An 18,051-nucleotide genomic window follows, 5' to 3' on the forward strand; every position below is an offset into this window, starting at 1 on the left:
CCACTCTTCGGTCAAGAACCTGCTGCTACAGCACGAAGGATGTCGACGGCCGCACGCAGAAGCGAGGCCGAACCGCTGCCGTTCGCGTACCCGATGTACTCGGTCTCTGCGTTCTGATCGATGAAGCCGGTTGCGGCATGCTTCGCGCAGCGCGTGGCCAGCACGATCGCATTCGCTGCACGGGCCTTCTGCCGGAGTTGCGGCGAACCCACGTGATCCGAGGCCGTTACGACCTTGACCGCCGGGGCGAATCGCTTGACCTCTTCTTGACAGCGAGCAAGGACTGCTTCATCTAGCGAATACAGCAGCAGTGTCAACGCGGGGATGTCGGCCGACGACTCCTCCTCAGCCTCATCCCCGGCAGGAGCCTCCCACGCGAACTCGATGCTGAGCTCCTGGGAGAGACGCTGAGCGAACGCCAAGTCGGCTACGTCGAGGCGCTGCTGATGCAGCCACAGCGGCTCCAAGAGTGCATACGCCAAGTTGCTGCGAGCCTCTTCACTCGGACATGCCGCAAGGAAGAGACGGTCGACGAAGTCGAGGGCGATCGCTGCTCGCTCGGCAGCCACCCACCTGCTCCGCTCCGACCCAATCTCCTCCAAGAGTTCCCGGTACTCCGCCTCGCTCGGTGCCGCCCGAAGGGCAATCTCCATCAGCGCCTGGAGGACCGCGAGATCGCCCGGACCGAACCGATCGAAGGTCAGCGCGTTGCGAATGAACGCATGGGCTGCCCGCCTTGCGGGGGCCTCATACCCCACGGCATCGATGAAGGCACCAACCGCGCTCCACACCCGGTCTGCCTCGTGGTCCTGCAAGCCGTCCAGGAACTCGGCGAGTGCCGCATCGTCCGTTGCTGGACTCGGCCAGTCCGTCCACCTACGGTCCTCCAGGATTGGCTGGGCCTCGGCGTGGCCAGATGCGATCGACCGCAACAGATCAACCCACGACTCGATCAGTGCCGGAGACTCAAGCGCCGTCTTGACGGCTGATTCAACCCCAGTCGTCTGCGGCTCGGAGAGCGGGTCTGTTGAGGCCTCGGTCGGCTTGTCTTGCTCGAGTAGTTCCGCGACATGGTTCCATACGAGCGACGGGATTTCGTTCGTATGGCCCCTGTCCTGCACGGTTGCTGCAAGGCGTTGCAGGATCGCCAGGTCGCCACGGATTCTGGCGGCCAGCAGCAGAACGGTCAGAGCCTGCGGCCCGAACGCACTGGCGTCGCCGGCCAGCAGATCAGGAATTACCCGGCCGACCTCGACCAAACTGCTCTTGGCTCCGTCGAGATCGTTCTCCGCAAGCGGCTTCTCCAGCGCGGCCGAAAAGAGGGCGTTGAGGACCGCCTCCCGGACTGGAGCCGGAGGCTTCTGGCGAACAATGTCCAGTAGCCCCGGGAATGCAAGTACATCTGCACTGCGGCCCAACCGGTCCAGCCTCTTGATATGCAAGTTGGCCAGATTGGTTGCAGTAATGCCACCAGTTGCGGCCAACTGCTCAAGCACATCAAGAGATGCCGACTCGCCACCTGCTGACAGCGACGCGTCGAACTCGGCCAAGAGCCGTCCCATGGGCTTGGCGAGTCGCCACAACCTGGGCGGCCGGTTGGCGACTGTTCGCTGCATGAGTTGGAGTGCGTCAGCCAGGCTGGTGCGGTGCTGAGGGGTCTTGCCGGTGGTGAGCCGGAAGGTTACCCCGGACCCGAAGTGGTCCAGGATGGCCTTCTCGATGGGATCGCCGGGGTCGAGTTCGGCGGGACGCAGACCCCACAACGGGTTGTAGGCGATGTACGTCGGGCCGGCGAAAGCACGGATCAACTCAGCCGTCTTCGCCGCGTCCACTGTGTCTCTCGCGATGACGTACATCACGAACCGACGATCCCCGCTGGGGTACGTGCGGGGCAGCACGATGGGAGCATCGTCGCCGCGCCGAAACGCCTGCACGAAGGGTAGGCTCCGGTGGCCGTGCCGGTAGTCCGGGTCGAGGTCCGGCCAGACCCCGTTTCCTGTCCCGAAGAACGTCTGCAAAAAGTGCTCGGACTGCTCACGCGTACGCTGCTGGATCTGATTCACGCGCCGGCACCCCACCTCTGCCTCAGGTCCAGCCGCGCCTGGCTCGCCTCTGGACCGCCCACTTTGTACGTGACCGATTCATCGTTCACCGCCATGCCGCGCACGGTGTAGTTCATCGATCCGGTCAGAATCCATTCGTCACCGCAAAGTGTCTTCTCATGCACATCTGGGTTCAGCACGATGCGGATGAAGTCGCGCTCCGTTGACGACTCCAGTCGCCGTAGAAAGAGTGCATTGTGGGGGTCTGGTCGCGTCACCACGTGGACGCGCGTCTCTCTGCTCGCGATCTGGATCAGGGCCTCGGACAACCGCCAGTCCAACGGAGGCACATCGCCGAAGAACGAGTCGTATGCGCCTTGGCTGTTGTCCAGAACCTGGATATCAGTGATCCACGGCGAAACCAGCCAGATCTCGTTGCTTGGGTTCACCACTTCGGCGATCAAAGCGGACGACAGCATCGCATCGACCCGAAGCCCCGTACCCGCACCGATGCGGACGGTCCGTTCCAGGACGCTCACTGCGCTGCCTCCCGAAGTTCCACTCGCACTTGAAGTTGATCGCCTTGGCGGGCGAAGCCGCGGACCTCGCCGTACACCCGCAGGACGTCCCGGTCCACTGGCAGGGCGGGCACGCGAACGAGAGCCTGTGCCATCGCTGAGCCTTCGCACGCGGGACACACGAGATGTACCGCAGCGCCTTCTGACATCGCTTTCTGATACGTCAGGGCCCAGTCGGTCTCGGTTACGTCGATCTGCGCGATGCGCTCGTCGTGCGCGACCTGCACGAGCAGCCGGTCAAGCACTGGCAGCCCTACGTAGGGCTGATAGTGCTGGAGATCTTGGGTTCGGGCCTGTCGTCCGCGAGGCCAAAGCAGGCTGAACGCCTGGTCCGCGGTTACCTGCGAACTGGGCAACGAGAGGCGGCCCTTCCCGGCTGCGTACGCCACAACGCGGGCGTCGACCTCGACCCCGAGTCGGCGTTCCAACTCGTTCCAGGCGTCGACGAGGCCTAGCGCCACCGCGTCTGTATCGGGGCTTGAACCCGGACGCAGGAGCCGAGTCGACATGGCCGACACCGCCGTGCGCCTGGGCGGACCGTCCAGACGCGCCCAAGCTGAGCGAAGCCGTTGGAGCGCAGAAGCCGCTGCCGTCGAATCATCAGCACCGCGCAGAGCCCTTATCGCGTCGGCGGCCTCGCCGCCGGGTTCCTGAATGAGGTGCTGTAGGAGACGAGTCAGCGTCGCGTCGACGTACTCGTAATCGCTGGGGGCCAGCGCGCTGGCAACCAGCCCCCAGAAGCGGCGTGGGTCTTCGGTGTAGTAGTGCACGAGGTGCTCGACGACGCCCAGGCCCCCGATGGACGTCTCACTCAGCCACACAGTAGCCGGGTCGTCCGGGCCGTCTCCGGGGAGCACGTCGACGATCAGGTCGCCTTCCTGAGCATCGGGGCAGGCACGCTGCACCGCGCTGGCTATTGCAGCGGCAAGGGTGTCTCGGTACGCCCGCTGGGCCAGTTCTTCGGTCAGCACAGCCACGTCGGGTGCCACCAGGAGTTCCCCGGCCCTGTCGAGGGCGGCGATCACACGATTGTCGCGGGACAACTCCAGGAGGGCAGCGACGAGACGATCACCGTCCACGGGCTGTTCGGAGTCGCTGTTGTCCCGGTAGAGGACTTTGAAGATCTCAGCGAGATTACGACTCCATGCTCCATGGGCGAGTGAAGCCCGCACCTGCTCGCCGGTACGCATACCGTCGAGGCCGGCCAAGGCGAACGCGGTCAGATAAACCTGGGCCAGCCACTCGCGCTGGAAGGTGTTCGTGATTTCGGCGAGTGTTGGATCTTCAGAGACTGCCTGCGAAAACGCCAGCGACCGCCATTGAGGACGGGAGAGATACGCACGGATAGCGGGATCCGCGAGGTCCAGCGGCCGCAGCCTGACGTGGAACGCATCGACATCTAGCCGGAACCCGAGGGCCGCTGGCTGACCGTTCACTTCGTAGCGAACGGTTCGCTTCTCACTTCCGCCGCGCTTACGAACGACCTCGCAGTCTGCACCCATCGTCATACGTCGAACCTCGACGGGGTTGCCGCCGGCGTGCGTCGCAAAATTCACCGACACGACGCGCTGAGACCACAGAGATGGGTAGGGAACAGCTGCCGGGCTCAGCGGCACGTCCTGGGAGGCAACGATCTGCGTGCCCCATCGAGGAATGCCTTGAGATCGGGTGTCAATCTCCTGCGGAGGCTGATCGAGGATGAGCTGATGCGGACGGAAGACCTCAACAGAGGCGTCTTGTCCGTGAGGGTGCCACGTCCCCTCGGGATCGTGACCGCGGACGATTTCAGTGAGCGGCAGGGCGTCCATACCGTCGGGAGGCAGCGGAAGCCACGTCCGGTGCTCGTCGCGACGGTAACCATAGCGGCGGCTGACCCGCCCCGGAACCGCCTCGCGCAGAGCCCGGGCGATGGGCAACTGCTCGACGCTGTCGCCCTCGGAGAACGGAAGCAGTAGGTCCACCTCTGGCAGATTCAGAGGCGCGAACAGCGACTGGGTGACGAACTCTGGTAGCAGAGCGCCTTCCCTTGCCCCCGAGTCTTCACGCAGCGGGTGCCATCGGCTCCGCAAACGACGCAGGGCTGTCGGTACTACGGCTAGGAGTAGCGAGCGGGGCTGCTCCCATAGCAGTGTCTGAGCTTCATCTGCGCTGATCTGGAGAGCTCTCACCAAATGGTTGGCAAGGTCATCCTGGAGTCCGGAATCGTCGAGGAGCGCCTGGAGCAGGTCTGCGAGCAGGTCTTCGGATGCCGGATCCCGCTTCTGCTTGGCATTGCTGTATGGGGCCTCCAGCAGCTTTCGGGGGTCGGCCCATGGGTTCCGACGGCGAAGTTTACGGGCCGTCCAGTCTAGAAGAGCCTGCGCACCTTGGATCTTCAGGACGAACCGGTTACCCACGGGCAGTGTTCGGGCCGGAACCTCTGGGGCGAATAGGGTTTCGTATGCCTGGTACGCAAGGCGGTCACGACCGTAGTCGGACAGCGTGACGACCGTGATGGGACGAGTCCCGCGCTGACGTCCGGCCCGACCGCGGCGCTGGATGAACGCGGCGGCATCCCGAGGTGCCTTGTGCTGCAAGACCAAGCCGACGCGTGGGTCGTTGAAACCGACTTCCAGCGAAGCAGTGGCCACTGTGAGGTCCGCATCGTGGTCGACGCCCGCGTCCTGCGATGACGTACGACCGATGCGCAAGTGATGGAGGCGGAGGCTGGGATCGAGGTCGTGGCCGATCTTTTCGACGAGATCCCAGGACTGCCCGTCGCGGTACCGGGCACCGTGCTCGTCTCGATCCGGGGAGCGAAGGCCTGCGAGCACGGGGTCCCAACCGTTACGACGGCCGGTCCGAGTCTGGCCCCCTTCGGCATCACGGAGGTCGTCGAAGAAGCGGTTGGTGACGTCGAGGTCATCGGTGAACAGAAAGCCCTTGGAACCGTATAGGAAGCGGTCGCTTTCAAGGTCCAGCACCCGCCCGTAGAGCATCGCTGTCTGGATCGACGCCGACAGCAGGCTCGCCCCGGCGACGGGGTCTCCGCGGAGAGCGATGGCGTATTCGCGGCCTTCGGCCTCCAACTCAGCTTCGGCCGGCTCGATCGACTCGATGTCGCCTGGACGCAGACCCGTGAGTTGCGCGAAGAAGTGCTTGGCGTCTCGCAGTGTGGCGCTCAGCCCGACGAAGGTGACGGGGCGATCGACTGCATTCCGCCAGCGGCGGAGGAGGAGGGCGACCTGCGCACCGTGCACACCGGTGTAGGTGTGCACCTCGTCGAGCAAGACAAGGGCGGGGCCCGGGTTGCCGCCGCACCAACCAAGCAGCCGCTCAAGGTTGCTATTACCGCTGGCCTCGTTGAGCGTTTCCGTGGTCGTGAAGAGGAGGTCAGGCTCCTTGTCCTTCAGCGAGTCTCGCGTCAGTGCCAGGCAACCATCCTTGATCGTGTAGCCGCACTTCGTGCAGGTGAGCCGTTCGCGGCGCTGGAGCCGGTCATTGTCTGACCACACCAGGTCACCCGTCCCGCAATCGAGGTTGGGGCAGGGCAGGTACGGGCAGATGGCCCCGTCTACGGTTCGGGCCCAGGCTCCGCGAGCCTGGCTCCCGGGCTGCAACTTAGGATCGTTGATGTTCCATGGCGTGCTGCCATAGAGCGCGCCGATTCGCAGGGGACGGCGTCCTTGAGCACGCAGGGCAGGCTCTACGCCTTCAGCCGCGCGAACCGCTTCTCGCAGTTGATCGCGAAGCAGCTCCAGCCTTGGGTAGAGCGCGAGGGTATGCACGCGCGATTTTGTGCCTGGGCGTGCGTGCTCCGCCATGGCGGCGAACGCCGGCAGATAGAAGGCGAGCGTCTTGCCGCTACCTGTGCCAGCGCCGACGATGATTCCCGCTGAGCGTCGACCGCCAAGCGCCGCAAATACAGCACGGGTCGCTTTCAACTGGAAGCGTGCCAGCTTGTAGCTCCCGACGTGGGCCGCTGCAACAGAGTGCTGGAGGTCGCGCCAGTGATCAAGATTGGCCAGCTCGGCCAGGGCGCCATCCGCAGGGATGTCACGGCGGGGGTAGCGGCGTGGGGCAACGTGGAGCCGGTAGTCGGCAACCAGTCGCTTCTGCTGCCGCCACCAGCCTCGTTCCGGTGTCGAGGACCAACCGCCACGTACAAAGAGTTGCCGAAGCCCAGCTGTCAGCCTCAAGGTCTCCGCCATGCGGGTGCGGTACCGCGGTGGAGAGATGACGGGGACCGGCACCTCGAGGAGCAGGGCTCGCTCGAGGCACTCCTCAAGAACCTCGTCAGGTGAGGCGCCGGATGGTGCGTCTTGCCGTGTGAGAAATAGTTCGTCGATGGTCTCCAGAACCTCGGCCTCGGAAAGCGAGCCTTCCGTCACACCCCATGAGAGCAGTGGGAGTTCGCGATCTTCGAGCCGGTTAAGGAGCGCATTGGCGAAACCTTGATCGAAAAGCTGTGTCACGCGCCCTTCCTTGTCAGTGTGACCTGGCCGTCCATGGCGAATTCGCGCAGGAGGGCGATTTCCTGATCCGTGATGTCGAGGAGTGTCGGCGCGGGCCGACTGTCGAGGCGTTCGAGGAGCGCGAGCAACTCGGCCGGAGGCTCCTTTGCATCGCGCAGTGACTCCGCGAGAGCCTCGCACCTAGTCACGAACAGCGTGATGTCCCCGGTGGCGATGGCTTTGGCGGAAGCAGCCCTCTCAAGATCGGTGCGACGCGAACGGGCTGAGGCTTGCTCCTGCGGGGGCAGCATTGGGATGCGAGCAAGAGGTAGCGAAGCGAGTTGCCGTGCGGACCACTCTGACCAGGCTGTGAGGTTCTCATCCCTGAGGGCGTCGGCCGCGGCCTGAACCTTCCGCTTGGCGGTATTGAACGCCTGGTCACCAGGCCACCCGTTCTGTGCTCGGCGTGTGAATGGCTCCAGCCCGTCGCTGGCAGCCGAGAGGCTGGGTCCTATTGGTGCGCCCTGTTCTTTCAATGCGAGCGCCACTGCCACTTCCTTGCGAAGCTCCGCCAGGCGTGCACTCAATTCAGTGATGCGCGACGAGACCCGTGCTGCTTCCTTCTCACCGGCCTCGCCTTCGGCCAACTGCCGTGCGCGGTCCTGAAGTTGCAGCGCCATTTCGTATACCGGTCTCTGGGTCACTCGGTCTCCTCCTTGGGCACTGCGGAAGTCTCGTTCAACTTCGGTCCGACAGTGGCAAGCCGTGCCACCTCATTCCATTCACCGAGGACGGTTTGCATAGCGAGAGACACGCTGTCCACCGCAGTCGTGCCCGCGCGTGCTTCAGCCCTCCTCAAAGCGGCTTCAAGCCACGATTCGCTCTCGGCGAGAAGGGAGAGGACGTCCTGGATGGCTGTGCCGCGATCGTGCGCTGCCGCTGTAAAACGTGCGATGTGTCGGACCTGATCAGTCCGACTGTCATCAGAGGCCCGGGTGAGGTCGTCTTCCAGTTGCGAGACGGCGCTCCAGTCGGCCTGCTTGCCCCGCTCAAGGAGTTCTTCGAAATGGAGTGTCCGCTCCGTCCCGAGAGGCATCAACCCACCTACCTCCTTAGCGGCGGTGAGAGCGCCCTCGATTGCAGAGAGGGTGTGTGCGCTGTTGGTGCCGCGGGGGTGGCGGCAGCGGATCCCTTCCAGTTGTTCCTTGAGTTGGGCCAGTTGCTCGTCCACCAGAGTCGAGAGTGAAGCGAAGCCGGTCACGGCCTTGTGGGCCCAAGATGGAACCTGCGTCTTGTCGAGCGTCCATTCCCACTGAGTTGCCGCTTGCTTGAGCAGAGGCAGTATCCGGGCCGCGTCGATCATCCTGACGGCCCCGCTCGCTCCCTGGGCGATGCCTACAGCGTCCCGCAACTGCTCGACGAGAGCAGAGCGGCCATCCAGGTGGCGCTTCAAGATGTCGTTCCACTGCCGTGTCCGGAGTGCGGTGTCTTGTCGGGTCCACCCGTGGCCGTCGTTCAGGGCGGCTGCGAGTAGGGCAGTGGTATCCATCCCGGGGTACGCATGGCCGGCAAGCATCGCACCGAGTAGGGAAGCGCGTAGGCCGAGCACCAACTGCTCGTCGGAGATCTCTAGATGCCGTTGGACGCGCATGGTGAGGGCCGGCGCGTACTGTTCCGCATAGGTGGCGAGGCGCCGGATGTCCGTGCTCCTGACGTGTCCCTTACCTGCCTCTGCGCACAGCAGACTCTCGAAGAAGTAGCTGTCTTTGGCCGTGCGCGCGAACCTGATGGGGGCGTCGGCTACACCGGGAAGACGCTCGTCTGCCCCAGTCACTGACACCACTGTTGCATTCTTGGGCCATGCCTTGTCCGTGATCCGCTTTCCTTGCTCATGCATCAGCGGTGATTCCCACCGGTATCGCTGTAGCACGGCGGTTGCAATGATGGTGCGGATGTTGAGTGCGGTGGTGCTGTCTAGGATCTCTTCCTTGGTAAGCCAATCCCTAACGGTATCCAGTTTCCTTTTTAGGGATCGGGGCATGCCGTCTACCCCGAGGTTCTGGTTGGGTTCGTTTCTCGGAGAGTCCACCTTCCGATCTTGCGTAGAAGTTTCGGGGGCCACCGCGGGGATCCGTCGCGATTTGCCGTCCAGGGCGGCAATGGAGAATGCTTCGAGGATTGTTCCATCGATCGCATTAGCATCCTCGGGCGCGTCGCCCCAAAACAGTAGAAGGGTCTTTCGACGTTCAGCGTCGACACGGTCATTGTCGTCGACAAAGGCGTGGACATCCCGACTCAATGGTTTATCGATGCTGGCTGTCTTGAAGCGGCGTCGAAATTCCGAGTCGGGAAATTCTCCGCGCCTAATAGATTCGGCGTGGTCAATCAGAACAGGTCGCACAACGCTGCCGAGAACGGCCCTGGGCACAAAGGACCATGGTTTCGTCGAGTCAGCGGTGGAGTGGACCGTCCTGACGAGAGCAGGTGAGTTGAAGGGATACAGGCCGTATCCCTCCGGCGTGACACCGAAGGCGTCGTGGCACCGCTCCTGCAGTGGACAACCTTCGCACGCGTTTGGCGTCTCCTCGTCGCGTGCAGTCTCCAGAGCCTCTCTACCGACGCGAGCAGCATTGAGGTAACGACCGACGAAAGAGGAAATTTCCTGGCTTCCGGTGTCGGTCTCGCTGAAGGGAACATCCAAGTTGTAGACATGGCCAGCGGTAGCCCGGATGCGAGTAAGTACTGTTTCCGGGAGTTGCGCCATGTAGCCTGGCGTGACAGCCATGAGGGTACGGATCGGAGCCAGCGCGGTGTTTCCGTCCCGATTCGCCGCCTCGATCACTGCGTCGAGGAGATCTTGTTGAACTCCCTGGATGAGGGCAAAGTCCTCGATGAGGAGGATGATCTCCTTGCCGAGCCGTTGATACGCCGCGCGAACCTGCATCATCGCGTCTAGGAGGCGGCCCGCACCAAGATTGGCAGCTTTCTTGACGGCTGCTTCCAAGTGGCCATTGAGAAGCTCCACAGCTGTGGTCTGAAGATCTTCTCGCGTGGCGAGTTGGTTAAGCAGGCGGGCAACCATATCGGAAGCGGCATTGTCGTAGTCGACATCAAGTGGCAAGTCCTCAATGGTGAAGCTCTCGGGGCGTTCACCTTCGCCGCTACGTCGGTCTTTGAGGAGTTGAGCAGCTAGCCGCGGAACAAACTTCCCTTCCGACAACATGTGCTGCCGGATGAACGGGTCGTGCAGCATCGCAGCCAGCCGTCCAGGGCCAGCAAGGACTCGTCCAGGTCCAGGGATTTCCTTCGGCGGTGTGGCTGATAGAAGCTCGCTCAATTCATTGAGGATGCGACGACCGAGCGACTCATGGTCGATCTCGGTAGTGAACCTGTCGATATCTACTCTGAGCTGCTCCAGTTCGCGGCTCTCTGCCTTAGCTATAAGAGCCTTGACCACGGCCTTCAGACTGGTCATAGAACGTTCGAGGTAGATGACCTCATGGGCGTCCGAATCGTGAGCGACCGTTGGAATCTGCTCGCGAACCCATCGGACGAGATGCGACTTACCGGCCCCTGAGTCTCCGAGGACAAGCATGAGGAGGGCGCCGGAGTCCGACTTCTTCGTGAGGAAGTCGTTGAGTACTGACCATTCATCGATCCGATCCCCGAGCGGCTGGACTTGCCTGTCCGCCGAGACCAGTGCGCGCGTGATGCGCAGGGGCGCGTGCGTAGCAAGAAAGACGGACCGGTGCGGGCTGATGGCCTCGGTGTTGATCGTGGCAGAGGCGGTTGCTGGGTCCCAGCAGAGCATGCCGCGGAAGTCAGCCATTGACGGCCTCCAAGATCGTGATGGCGCTGACCGGTCGGGCAGATGACCTGTCTTGATCGTCGATCTGAAGCACATGTTGTGCGTCGTCGTCGTGTTCAAGACGCAGCCAGTTCTCGTCTTCACCGCGCAGGAGGGCGAAGGAGAGCGCCACGCCGGCCGTTGCGTCTCCCGGAGACCGGAGCCCTACGGCCCGTGAGTGTGCGCCGCCTGGCAGTACAGGAAGCCTTTCTCGAAGGATTCGAAGGACTTCAACAGCATTCATTCTCACGTCGGTCTGCTGTAGTTCGGAGAGCGTTTGTCGCACAGCGACAGTGCAATCAGAAACGAGCCTGTTGCTTGTGCTGTCCTCGGCTTGGAAGAGTGGCGCTGCCGCCAGTCCCAAGGCGGGCGCCCAGTAGTTGAAGCGAAGCCACCGGGTCTCGTTGGTGAAGGGGGGACCTGCTTCTGGCCGCAGAGCTTCTCTCTGTTCCCTTTGCACCCGGTACCAGTCCATGGGCTCTGTTGGATCGAGAGAGAGCAGCCAGGCCAGGGCGCGAGTCAGGTCGCGAGGCCCAGTCTGGTCGGAGGATTCGCCGAGCGAGGTGTTCTTGGCAGGGTCGAGTGCCGCCCGACGGAGTGCTGACGTGAACGCTGATACGTCCTGTCCGTCGAGTTCCGAAGCCGTGCCAGTCAGAGAAAGTTGCTGATCTTCCCCCTCGAATTGAATCAGGCCCAACTCTTCAAGCGTGCTCACCGCTTTGTCGAAGGGCGGCCTGTCTTGTGACCTATCACCGCGAATCGGAGGCGGGGACAGCAGCGAGCGTGCCTCCTCCAATGGCACTGCCTTCTCCATGTAGGCGAGCAGCCTTACAAGTGCCCATGCTTGAGAGGGCAGGGCTGCACCTACGTTTAGGAGCGTCATCAGAGTTCCTCCAAGGCGCGGAAGACCGGGAGTTTGGCGCGGTGAATATCGATCAGCGGGTCATTGGTCCGGTCTGGGTGACGAGTGTGGCGTGGATGGAGGAGGTACGTGACATCCTCCGAACTGAACCGCGCGGCGGTGTCGTAGTCCAGCGAGGGAGAATCGTCCAGGATCCACACCACGGGGCCGGCCCACGACTTCAGCAACTCTGCATCCTCGTCCAGCACAACAGGGTGTGTACGTGCTGCCTTGTGCAGTACGTCCCGGCACCGTGTTGTTATACCGGGGCCGCCAACGATGGTCATGCCTCGCCGGACTAGTCGCTCCAGCAGGCGAGGGACGTAGAGATGGTGTTCTTGATCGTCCTCCCACCACAAGCTCAAACAGGAGAGGCCGTCACGGTATCGGGCCAGTGGGTCGCTGGCGGGCGATACAGGGAAGCGCAGCCACGGCCGAGGCTCACCGGCGAGTCGGTAGAAGCCTGACTTGTCTGGGCCTCCAGTTGCCCTGCAGTTCGGGCAGCCACGACAGGTGACGCGGGTGGGGAGGGAGGCTCGTCCTCGGCGCAGGCGGTAGTACTCCCCAAGGGCGTCACCGATGCACCGGCTTCCTCCGAGTGCCTCTTCGAGACCTGTGAGAGATTTCTTCTGCTCATCCAGAAGTTCTTGCCGCTGCGCCTCGAAGCGTGATGAGAAACGCTCCTTGGCGTTAACTTGGGGATCCTTGATGGTGACTTCTGCCTGGATTCCGATGCGCTTCCTGAATTCATCCACCCGCTCCTCCCAGGTGGATTCGAGCTCTCCCTCCTCGCGTCGAGGTGGTTGAGGTACGTGGAGCTCGATCAGCTTGGCGCGAACCATAAGATTTAGCACGCGGACATTCCACGATCGGTTCGTTTCGGAGTCCTCGCTGACGTGACTGGGGCGGGAGTCCAGGTCAAGTCGGTAGCGGTTGCCGCCGAGTTGTTGTTCGCGCCGGAACATGGCGTCCCAGCGTTTCCACGCCTTGTCAGAACTGATGACGGGTTCGCTGCCGAGAGTTTCAGCGACGCCGCGGTCTCCAGGAGCTGTGACCATGTAGGCGATGGACGGGTTTCCGTCGCGCCCGCCTCGGCCAACCTCTTGGTAATACCGGTCGACGGTTTCGGGCAGGCATGCGTGGAGTACCGATCGAACGTCTGGCAGATCAACGCCCAACCCGAACGCCGAGGTGCCCACGACAATGTCATACCGGGTGGGTACGTTTCTGTTACTTTCGGTAGATTTTCCTCCCCAGCCCTCAACAGCACCGCGGCGATCCTGATCACTTGAATGACCCGTCACTTGAGTCACCCGACGAAAGCCAGCCGCCTGAAGCCGCCTCACCCACTCCTTTGCATCTGACACCGTGGAGACATACAGGGCCATGGGTTTCGGCATCAGCGACACTGCCTCAAGGATTGCGTCCTGGCGGCCCCTTTCCGTCACGGATTTACGGATGTAGTAGGCGGGCTCGTGTCGAAGTTGGGAAGCCCAGACGATCTGAGCTTCGTCTGGTCCTGCGAAAAGTTCCTCAAGCGTGTTGACCTGCTGCGTGGTCAGGGTGGCACTCATGGCTACTGTGACCGGTGCCAGACCCTGGGGAGCCTTGCTCAACCAAGTACGCCGATGGCTGGACATCGTCTGGAACTCGGGTCGGAAGCCGTTGCCCCACTGTTCCACGAGATGAGCCTCGTCGATGACGAAGTACTTGAGCAGACCGGCTGCCGCGGCATCTTCAAGTGGCTTGCGCAGGCTGCTGACGAGAGCCTCGGGCGAGGTGAACACCAGGCGCTGCTGTCCTGTGCGGATGTCTTCGCACATCTGCCGCTTGACGTCCTCAGGCAGGCCACCGACATAGGCGTAGCGTCCTGTTGGGCTGGGTCGCCCATAGGCCTCCAATAGAGGACGGGTACGGCGCTCCATGTCGAGGGCGAGGACGACTGTGGGGACGACTACGACCGAGACGCCGGCGCTTCGGCTCGCGAGCAGTGCTGGTGCCTGGATGACAGCGGTCTTGCCGTGGCCAGTAGGCAAACAGATGATCACTGTGCTGCCCGCTTGGGCGAGCGCGACCGCTCGCGCGGCCTGTCGTTGGCCAAAGGACAAGTACTGCTCGTGCATGGTGCCCAGGGCCGCAGTCCAGAATGGGTCCGCGGGGAAGGACTCAAGCCGGCGGTGGTGTTCGGCCTCTGCCCCTAGGTACACCTGTCGCAGATCCTCGCGAGCTGCTGCCGCTGCATCGTTCTCGTCCACCGGCGGGTGCCAGAACTTCGCGGTGACGTACCAGCCCCGCTCGTGCAGGAACGCATCACAGTGCAGTTGGGACCACTGTTCCTGTGAGGGCAGTACAGGGTGGTCGGGAACGACCAGACCCCTGTTGATCTTGCGGAACTGGGCCTCAAGCAGCACCTGACGGATGAGGGTTGCCACATCTCTCCAGCCGGACGATCCGTTGTCCAGGCCAGCAAGTGCGTCCCGGAGGCGCCGGAGGGTGCCTTGGCTGTTGTCCATGAGCGGGACCGAGGGCCAGGCACGCAGAAGTTCGTCGGCTCCGGTCCAACTGTCGACGGCTGGGACAGTTTCACGACGTGCGGTGCTGTGTGCGTCACGACTCATGCCGCACTCTCCTGTACCCGCTCTTCACGATGCATGTGGCCGCGACGAGTTGCATGGTCGGCTTGTTGAGGCCGTCGACAAGGGCATCTGCGACGGACACGTCCGTCATGTAGCTCTTGGTGTCTCCCAGTAGGTGTTCGGCAGCCCCACGGGACTTGGCCTGGGCTGCGGCTACGGCGAGACGTCGGCGAGCCGACTCCTGGGCGCGAGCGCATCGGGCTGGGAGATCCGTTACGCGCTCAAGCTCTTGAAGGGCCACTGCGTTGGCCGACTCTGCTGCGGCGGCGTAGTAGCTCCAACCTCCGAAGATGTCGGTGAGTTCGCGGATCAGCTTGGCGTTGTAGTTGTGGTCCTTGTTGTTGTCGTAGGGCTTCTCCAACCACCTGAGGGTCTGCTCGTTGGTGACGGCCTTCGTGCTGCCCGCAGCAACCCAGACTTTGAGAGCGAAGGGGGAAAGGATCCGGTCTGCCTGTCGGCGCAGTGCGGGACGTGCCTTCTCCGCGTCAACTTCGTGGATCAGCGCCATGGCACCGGTGATGTCGGCTTCCACCACGAAGTCGAAGCCGAAGTAGGGCTCCAGTTCGCCCCGGTGGTTGGGGTCGAGTCTCCAGAAGGCCGTGGCCTGGCCTCGGTCATCGGTGTAGATGACGGAGGCCAGCATGTCGACGAGCGGGTTGCCGATCCGGAAGAGACGGGTGCCGGAGGAGCGCAGTGCGTCAGCGCGGAAGAACGTGGCTTCAGCGGCTTCGGCCGGCACTTTGGTCTTCAGCCTCTGGTAGAGGTGCGGGGAGACCAGCGGCTGGGCTTCGAGGTTGAATTTGTGGCGGATGCAGCCGTTCACCGAGCGTGTCCAGTGTGGCAGCTTGATGCCGGAGGATCCGTCGCCGGCATAGTTGAGCAGGGCATCTTCGATCTTGCGGCGCGGCTGCTCGAATTTTGCGATTTCGGCGGCAACGTCTGTCTGGTAGGTGGCGGACTCGTGGACTGCCTCGACTCGTTCGAATTTGGCGATGGCAGCCTGCGCGTCCTTCAACTGGGACGCGATGTGTGGCGATGAGTTGGTCAGTCCGTCCGGTCCTTCAACGAGGGCGGTGCACCATACGCCCGCGAGATCCCTTGCAATGGCGTCCTGCAGGGTGGAAACCGACCCGGAGAAGATCTGGTAGCCGTCTTTCAGTAGAGCCTGCCAGGCCCCGGTGAACTCGTCGGTTTCGGCAAGGACGAACTGCGTGGCGGGGTCCTGCCCGGTCTCCTCGAAGTCGGGGTATCGGTCGAAGCGGCCGAGTCGTTGCTCCAGACGGTTCGGTGACCAGGGAAGCCGCAGGTGTATCGCTGTGTTGGCGGTTTGCAGGTTCAGGCCGTCGTCAGCCGAGTCGTCCATGACGAGTACGCGAGGCAGCTTCTCAGCCCCACGAGCAGCCCGAGGGTTCTTCGGGTAGGGAGCCCGCCACGCCTCTACGGCCTTGTGTGACGCTTCCGATCCGGCGTGACGGGTGTGCTCGGCAACGAGCACGTCGGGGAGGCGCTGCTGCAGTTCTGCGGCCAGATTCGATGCGAGCGAACCGGCTCCCGCGAAGATCGCGATTCTTCCGCTCTGGGCGACGATGGGCAGGAGGACGGCACTGAGTTCGTCCGCTTCGGCTTTGAGGAGGTCCTGTTCGAGCTTCGCTTCGAGCCGCTCCAGGAGAGTGGACTCGTGTGTGAGGAGCGGCGGGCCGGCCAGCAGGTCGCGCTCCTGGCTCGTCAGGCCAGCACGGTCTGCTGCCTGCGCGTCTTCGCGTACGCGCCACCGCAGGGAGTCCAGGAAGTCGTTGGAAGGACCGCCGAGTCGCGAGACGAGGATGCCGAGAACGAGACCGTACGCGGTTCGTTGTTCATCGAGGTTCTCGTCTAGGAGGCGATCCCACGTTTCACGCTGCCAGGTCCGTGCAGTCTCCGTGGCAATGGAGTGCAGCGTCCCGTCACCGAGGAGATTGGGGAGGGCTCGACCGCGTACGGCATAGGGGGCGAGGTCGGAGTCTTCGTCGTCACGCAGGACGCGGGCTCGGCGGTGACGGATCACTCGGCGGTCGAGCCGGTACGTCTCGCTGATGTGAGCGCGGAGCGCCTCTACACGCAGGGCGAGTTCGGGCGCATTCGCTTCATCGGCAAGCTCGTCGTACTCGTCGAGGAGTTCGAGGATTTGCGGGGCCAGGTCCTCGAAGAGCGGGTCTTCGGGGATGACTTCCCTGATGCGGTCGATCGTGGAGGGCAGAAGGGGCGGGAGCTTCTCATCGAGGCCGGACACGCGGTCTGCGAGCTTCACACGCATCTCGTGACGACGCTCGAAGGCGTCCCGGTCTTCCCAGCTGTAGAGGGCGGGGTCGAGGAGGTGTAGAAGGGCCAACTGAGCTGTCGGTCCGGCCGTGATCGGTGTGGCTGACAGCAGGAGAAGCTTGGGGGCGGCGTGGACCAGGGCGCACAGTTCGCGGTACCGGGGGTCATTGTTGTCAGCGTTGTGCACCAGTTCGTGGGCTTCGTCCACGACGACGAGTTCGCTGTCGTGGTACTGGTCCCAGTTCTCCGGCGTCTCGTGAGATGAGTACCGCACGCGGCGGTCAACGAAGTCCCTGATGAAGAACTTCTCGTGCAGTTCGCTCCGCCACTGCCGCCGCAAGATCTCCGGGGTAATGATCGTGATCCGGGCGCTCGGGTTGTCGATCAAGGTCTGGCGAATGACGTAGCTAGCTTGGATGGTTTTCCCCAGACCGACTTCGTCGGCGAGGAGATACCGCTGGACCGGATCGGAGAGGACAGTCAGGGCCGCGTGGATCTGGTGGGGGTAGATCTCGACCGCGGACGATAGCAGGGCGGGTGTGCTGGCGCAGGCTGCTCGCTGGCCGATGAGGTTGTGAAGCAGCGGGAGCCGAGTGTTGTGGTAGTAGCCGGACTCGTTGCCCCCCGAGACCAGAACTTGGAGTGGGTCACGCACGGGTTTGTCCCACCGGACGCGAAGCTCGGTCTCCTGCACCGGCAGCTCGGATTGCGTGTTGGGGAAGTGGACGAAATACGTGGGGCGTTGAGCCAGTTGCACTCGCCCAGCGAGCCACGCACCCGTGTTCGGGTTGCGCCAGAAAACGCGAGTCTCTCGCTTGAGTACGGCATGCCGGCATGCAGTCGCTGGAACCGTGCGCGACTCGACTTCTGGCTCGGCGACAGACTCGAAGAAGTCGATGCGGAGAGCGCCCCCATCGACAGCCCCCACTCGGCCGATTCCGGGCGCTCCTGTGAACGTGACAAGGTGCCCGACTTCGAAGTCCAGAGACATCCTTCTGCTCGCCCCCCACCTGCTGATTTAACAACTGGCACGAGCTTAGGCGCATCCACTGACAACGCGGTCGACAGAACAGATCGCGAATTCGCATGCATTTTCGATACCGGACAGTAGGCGCTCCCGCGGCATCTCTCTTCACTCCTCCCAAACGCACCGAATCACCACTAAGTGGATCTATCGGATTGGTTCGATGGGGGCATCGCGCCGCAAGATACGGCCGAAACAGCATCTTGCTCAGAGGCGGCGCCGTCGCTGTGGGATGGAGCGCAGCAACGAACGCCGAGCAGCGGCGAGGGGATGCCCGTCGCTTGACCTGCGA

Annotated in this window: 8 protein-coding genes; all 8 read right to left on the reverse strand. The window is 63.1% G+C overall.

Translation table 11 applies throughout. The features are described from left to right. Positions 1–11 precede the first annotated feature (11 nt). Genes dpdD through dpdE form a run of 8 tightly spaced genes read right to left on the reverse strand, consistent with a single transcriptional unit; the run spans position 12 to position 17,726 of the window. Positions 12–2,063 carry a protein DpdD gene (gene dpdD, locus ACFY1U_RS28575; protein ID WP_390696977.1) on the reverse strand — a complete coding sequence of 684 codons (2,052 nt, stop codon included), beginning with the start codon at positions 2,061–2,063 and terminating at the stop codon, positions 12–14. Then, positions 2,060–2,581 carry a phospholipase D-like domain-containing protein DpdK gene (gene dpdK, locus ACFY1U_RS28580; protein ID WP_385013929.1) on the reverse strand — a complete coding sequence of 174 codons (522 nt, stop codon included), beginning with the start codon at positions 2,579–2,581 and terminating at the stop codon, positions 2,060–2,062. The genes dpdD and dpdK overlap by 4 nt, the downstream gene beginning before the upstream one ends. Then, positions 2,578–7,074 carry a protein DpdJ gene (dpdJ, locus tag ACFY1U_RS28585; RefSeq protein ID WP_390696978.1) on the reverse strand — a complete coding sequence of 1,499 codons (4,497 nt, stop codon included), beginning with the start codon at positions 7,072–7,074 and terminating at the stop codon, positions 2,578–2,580. Before dpdJ ends, dpdK begins: the two co-directional genes overlap by 4 nt. Continuing rightward, positions 7,071–7,757, reverse strand: a complete 687-nt coding sequence (locus ACFY1U_RS28590) for a hypothetical protein (protein ID WP_390696979.1) — start codon at positions 7,755–7,757, stop codon at positions 7,071–7,073. Before ACFY1U_RS28590 ends, dpdJ begins: the two co-directional genes overlap by 4 nt. After that, positions 7,754–10,882, reverse strand: coding sequence for a protein DpdH (gene dpdH, locus ACFY1U_RS28595; RefSeq protein WP_390696980.1), 3,129 nt, complete (start codon positions 10,880–10,882; stop codon positions 7,754–7,756). The genes ACFY1U_RS28590 and dpdH overlap by 4 nt, the downstream gene beginning before the upstream one ends. Beyond that, positions 10,875–11,783 carry a protein DpdG gene (dpdG, locus tag ACFY1U_RS28600; RefSeq protein WP_390696981.1) on the reverse strand — a complete coding sequence of 303 codons (909 nt, stop codon included), beginning with the start codon at positions 11,781–11,783 and terminating at the stop codon, positions 10,875–10,877. Before dpdG ends, dpdH begins: the two co-directional genes overlap by 8 nt. Further along, positions 11,783–14,419: a protein DpdF gene (gene dpdF / locus ACFY1U_RS28605; protein WP_390696982.1), complete on the reverse strand. Its 2,637-nt coding sequence runs from the start codon at positions 14,417–14,419 to the stop codon at positions 11,783–11,785. Before dpdF ends, dpdG begins: the two co-directional genes overlap by 1 nt. Next, entirely contained in the window at positions 14,409–17,726 is a 3,318-nt protein-coding gene (dpdE, locus tag ACFY1U_RS28610; protein ID WP_390696983.1) for a protein DpdE, read from the reverse strand. Before dpdE ends, dpdF begins: the two co-directional genes overlap by 11 nt. Between the last annotated feature and the right edge of the window lie 325 nt (positions 17,727–18,051).

Origin of the sequence: Streptomyces sp. NPDC001351, from assembly GCF_042896045.1 — a bacterium.
Classification (GTDB): Bacteria; Actinomycetota; Actinomycetes; order Streptomycetales; family Streptomycetaceae; genus Streptomyces.

Coding starts and splice junctions, on each gene's coding strand:
- dpdE (WP_390696983.1), bottom strand. CDS start 17,726: ATGTCTCTGGACTTCGAAGTCGGGCACCTTGTCACGTTCACAGGAGCG.
- dpdG (WP_390696981.1), bottom strand. CDS start 11,783: ATGACGCTCCTAAACGTAGGTGCAGCCCTGCCCTCTCAAGCATGGGCA.
- dpdH (WP_390696980.1), bottom strand. CDS start 10,882: ATGGCTGACTTCCGCGGCATGCTCTGCTGGGACCCAGCAACCGCCTCT.
- dpdF (WP_390696982.1), bottom strand. CDS start 14,419: ATGAGTCGTGACGCACACAGCACCGCACGTCGTGAAACTGTCCCAGCC.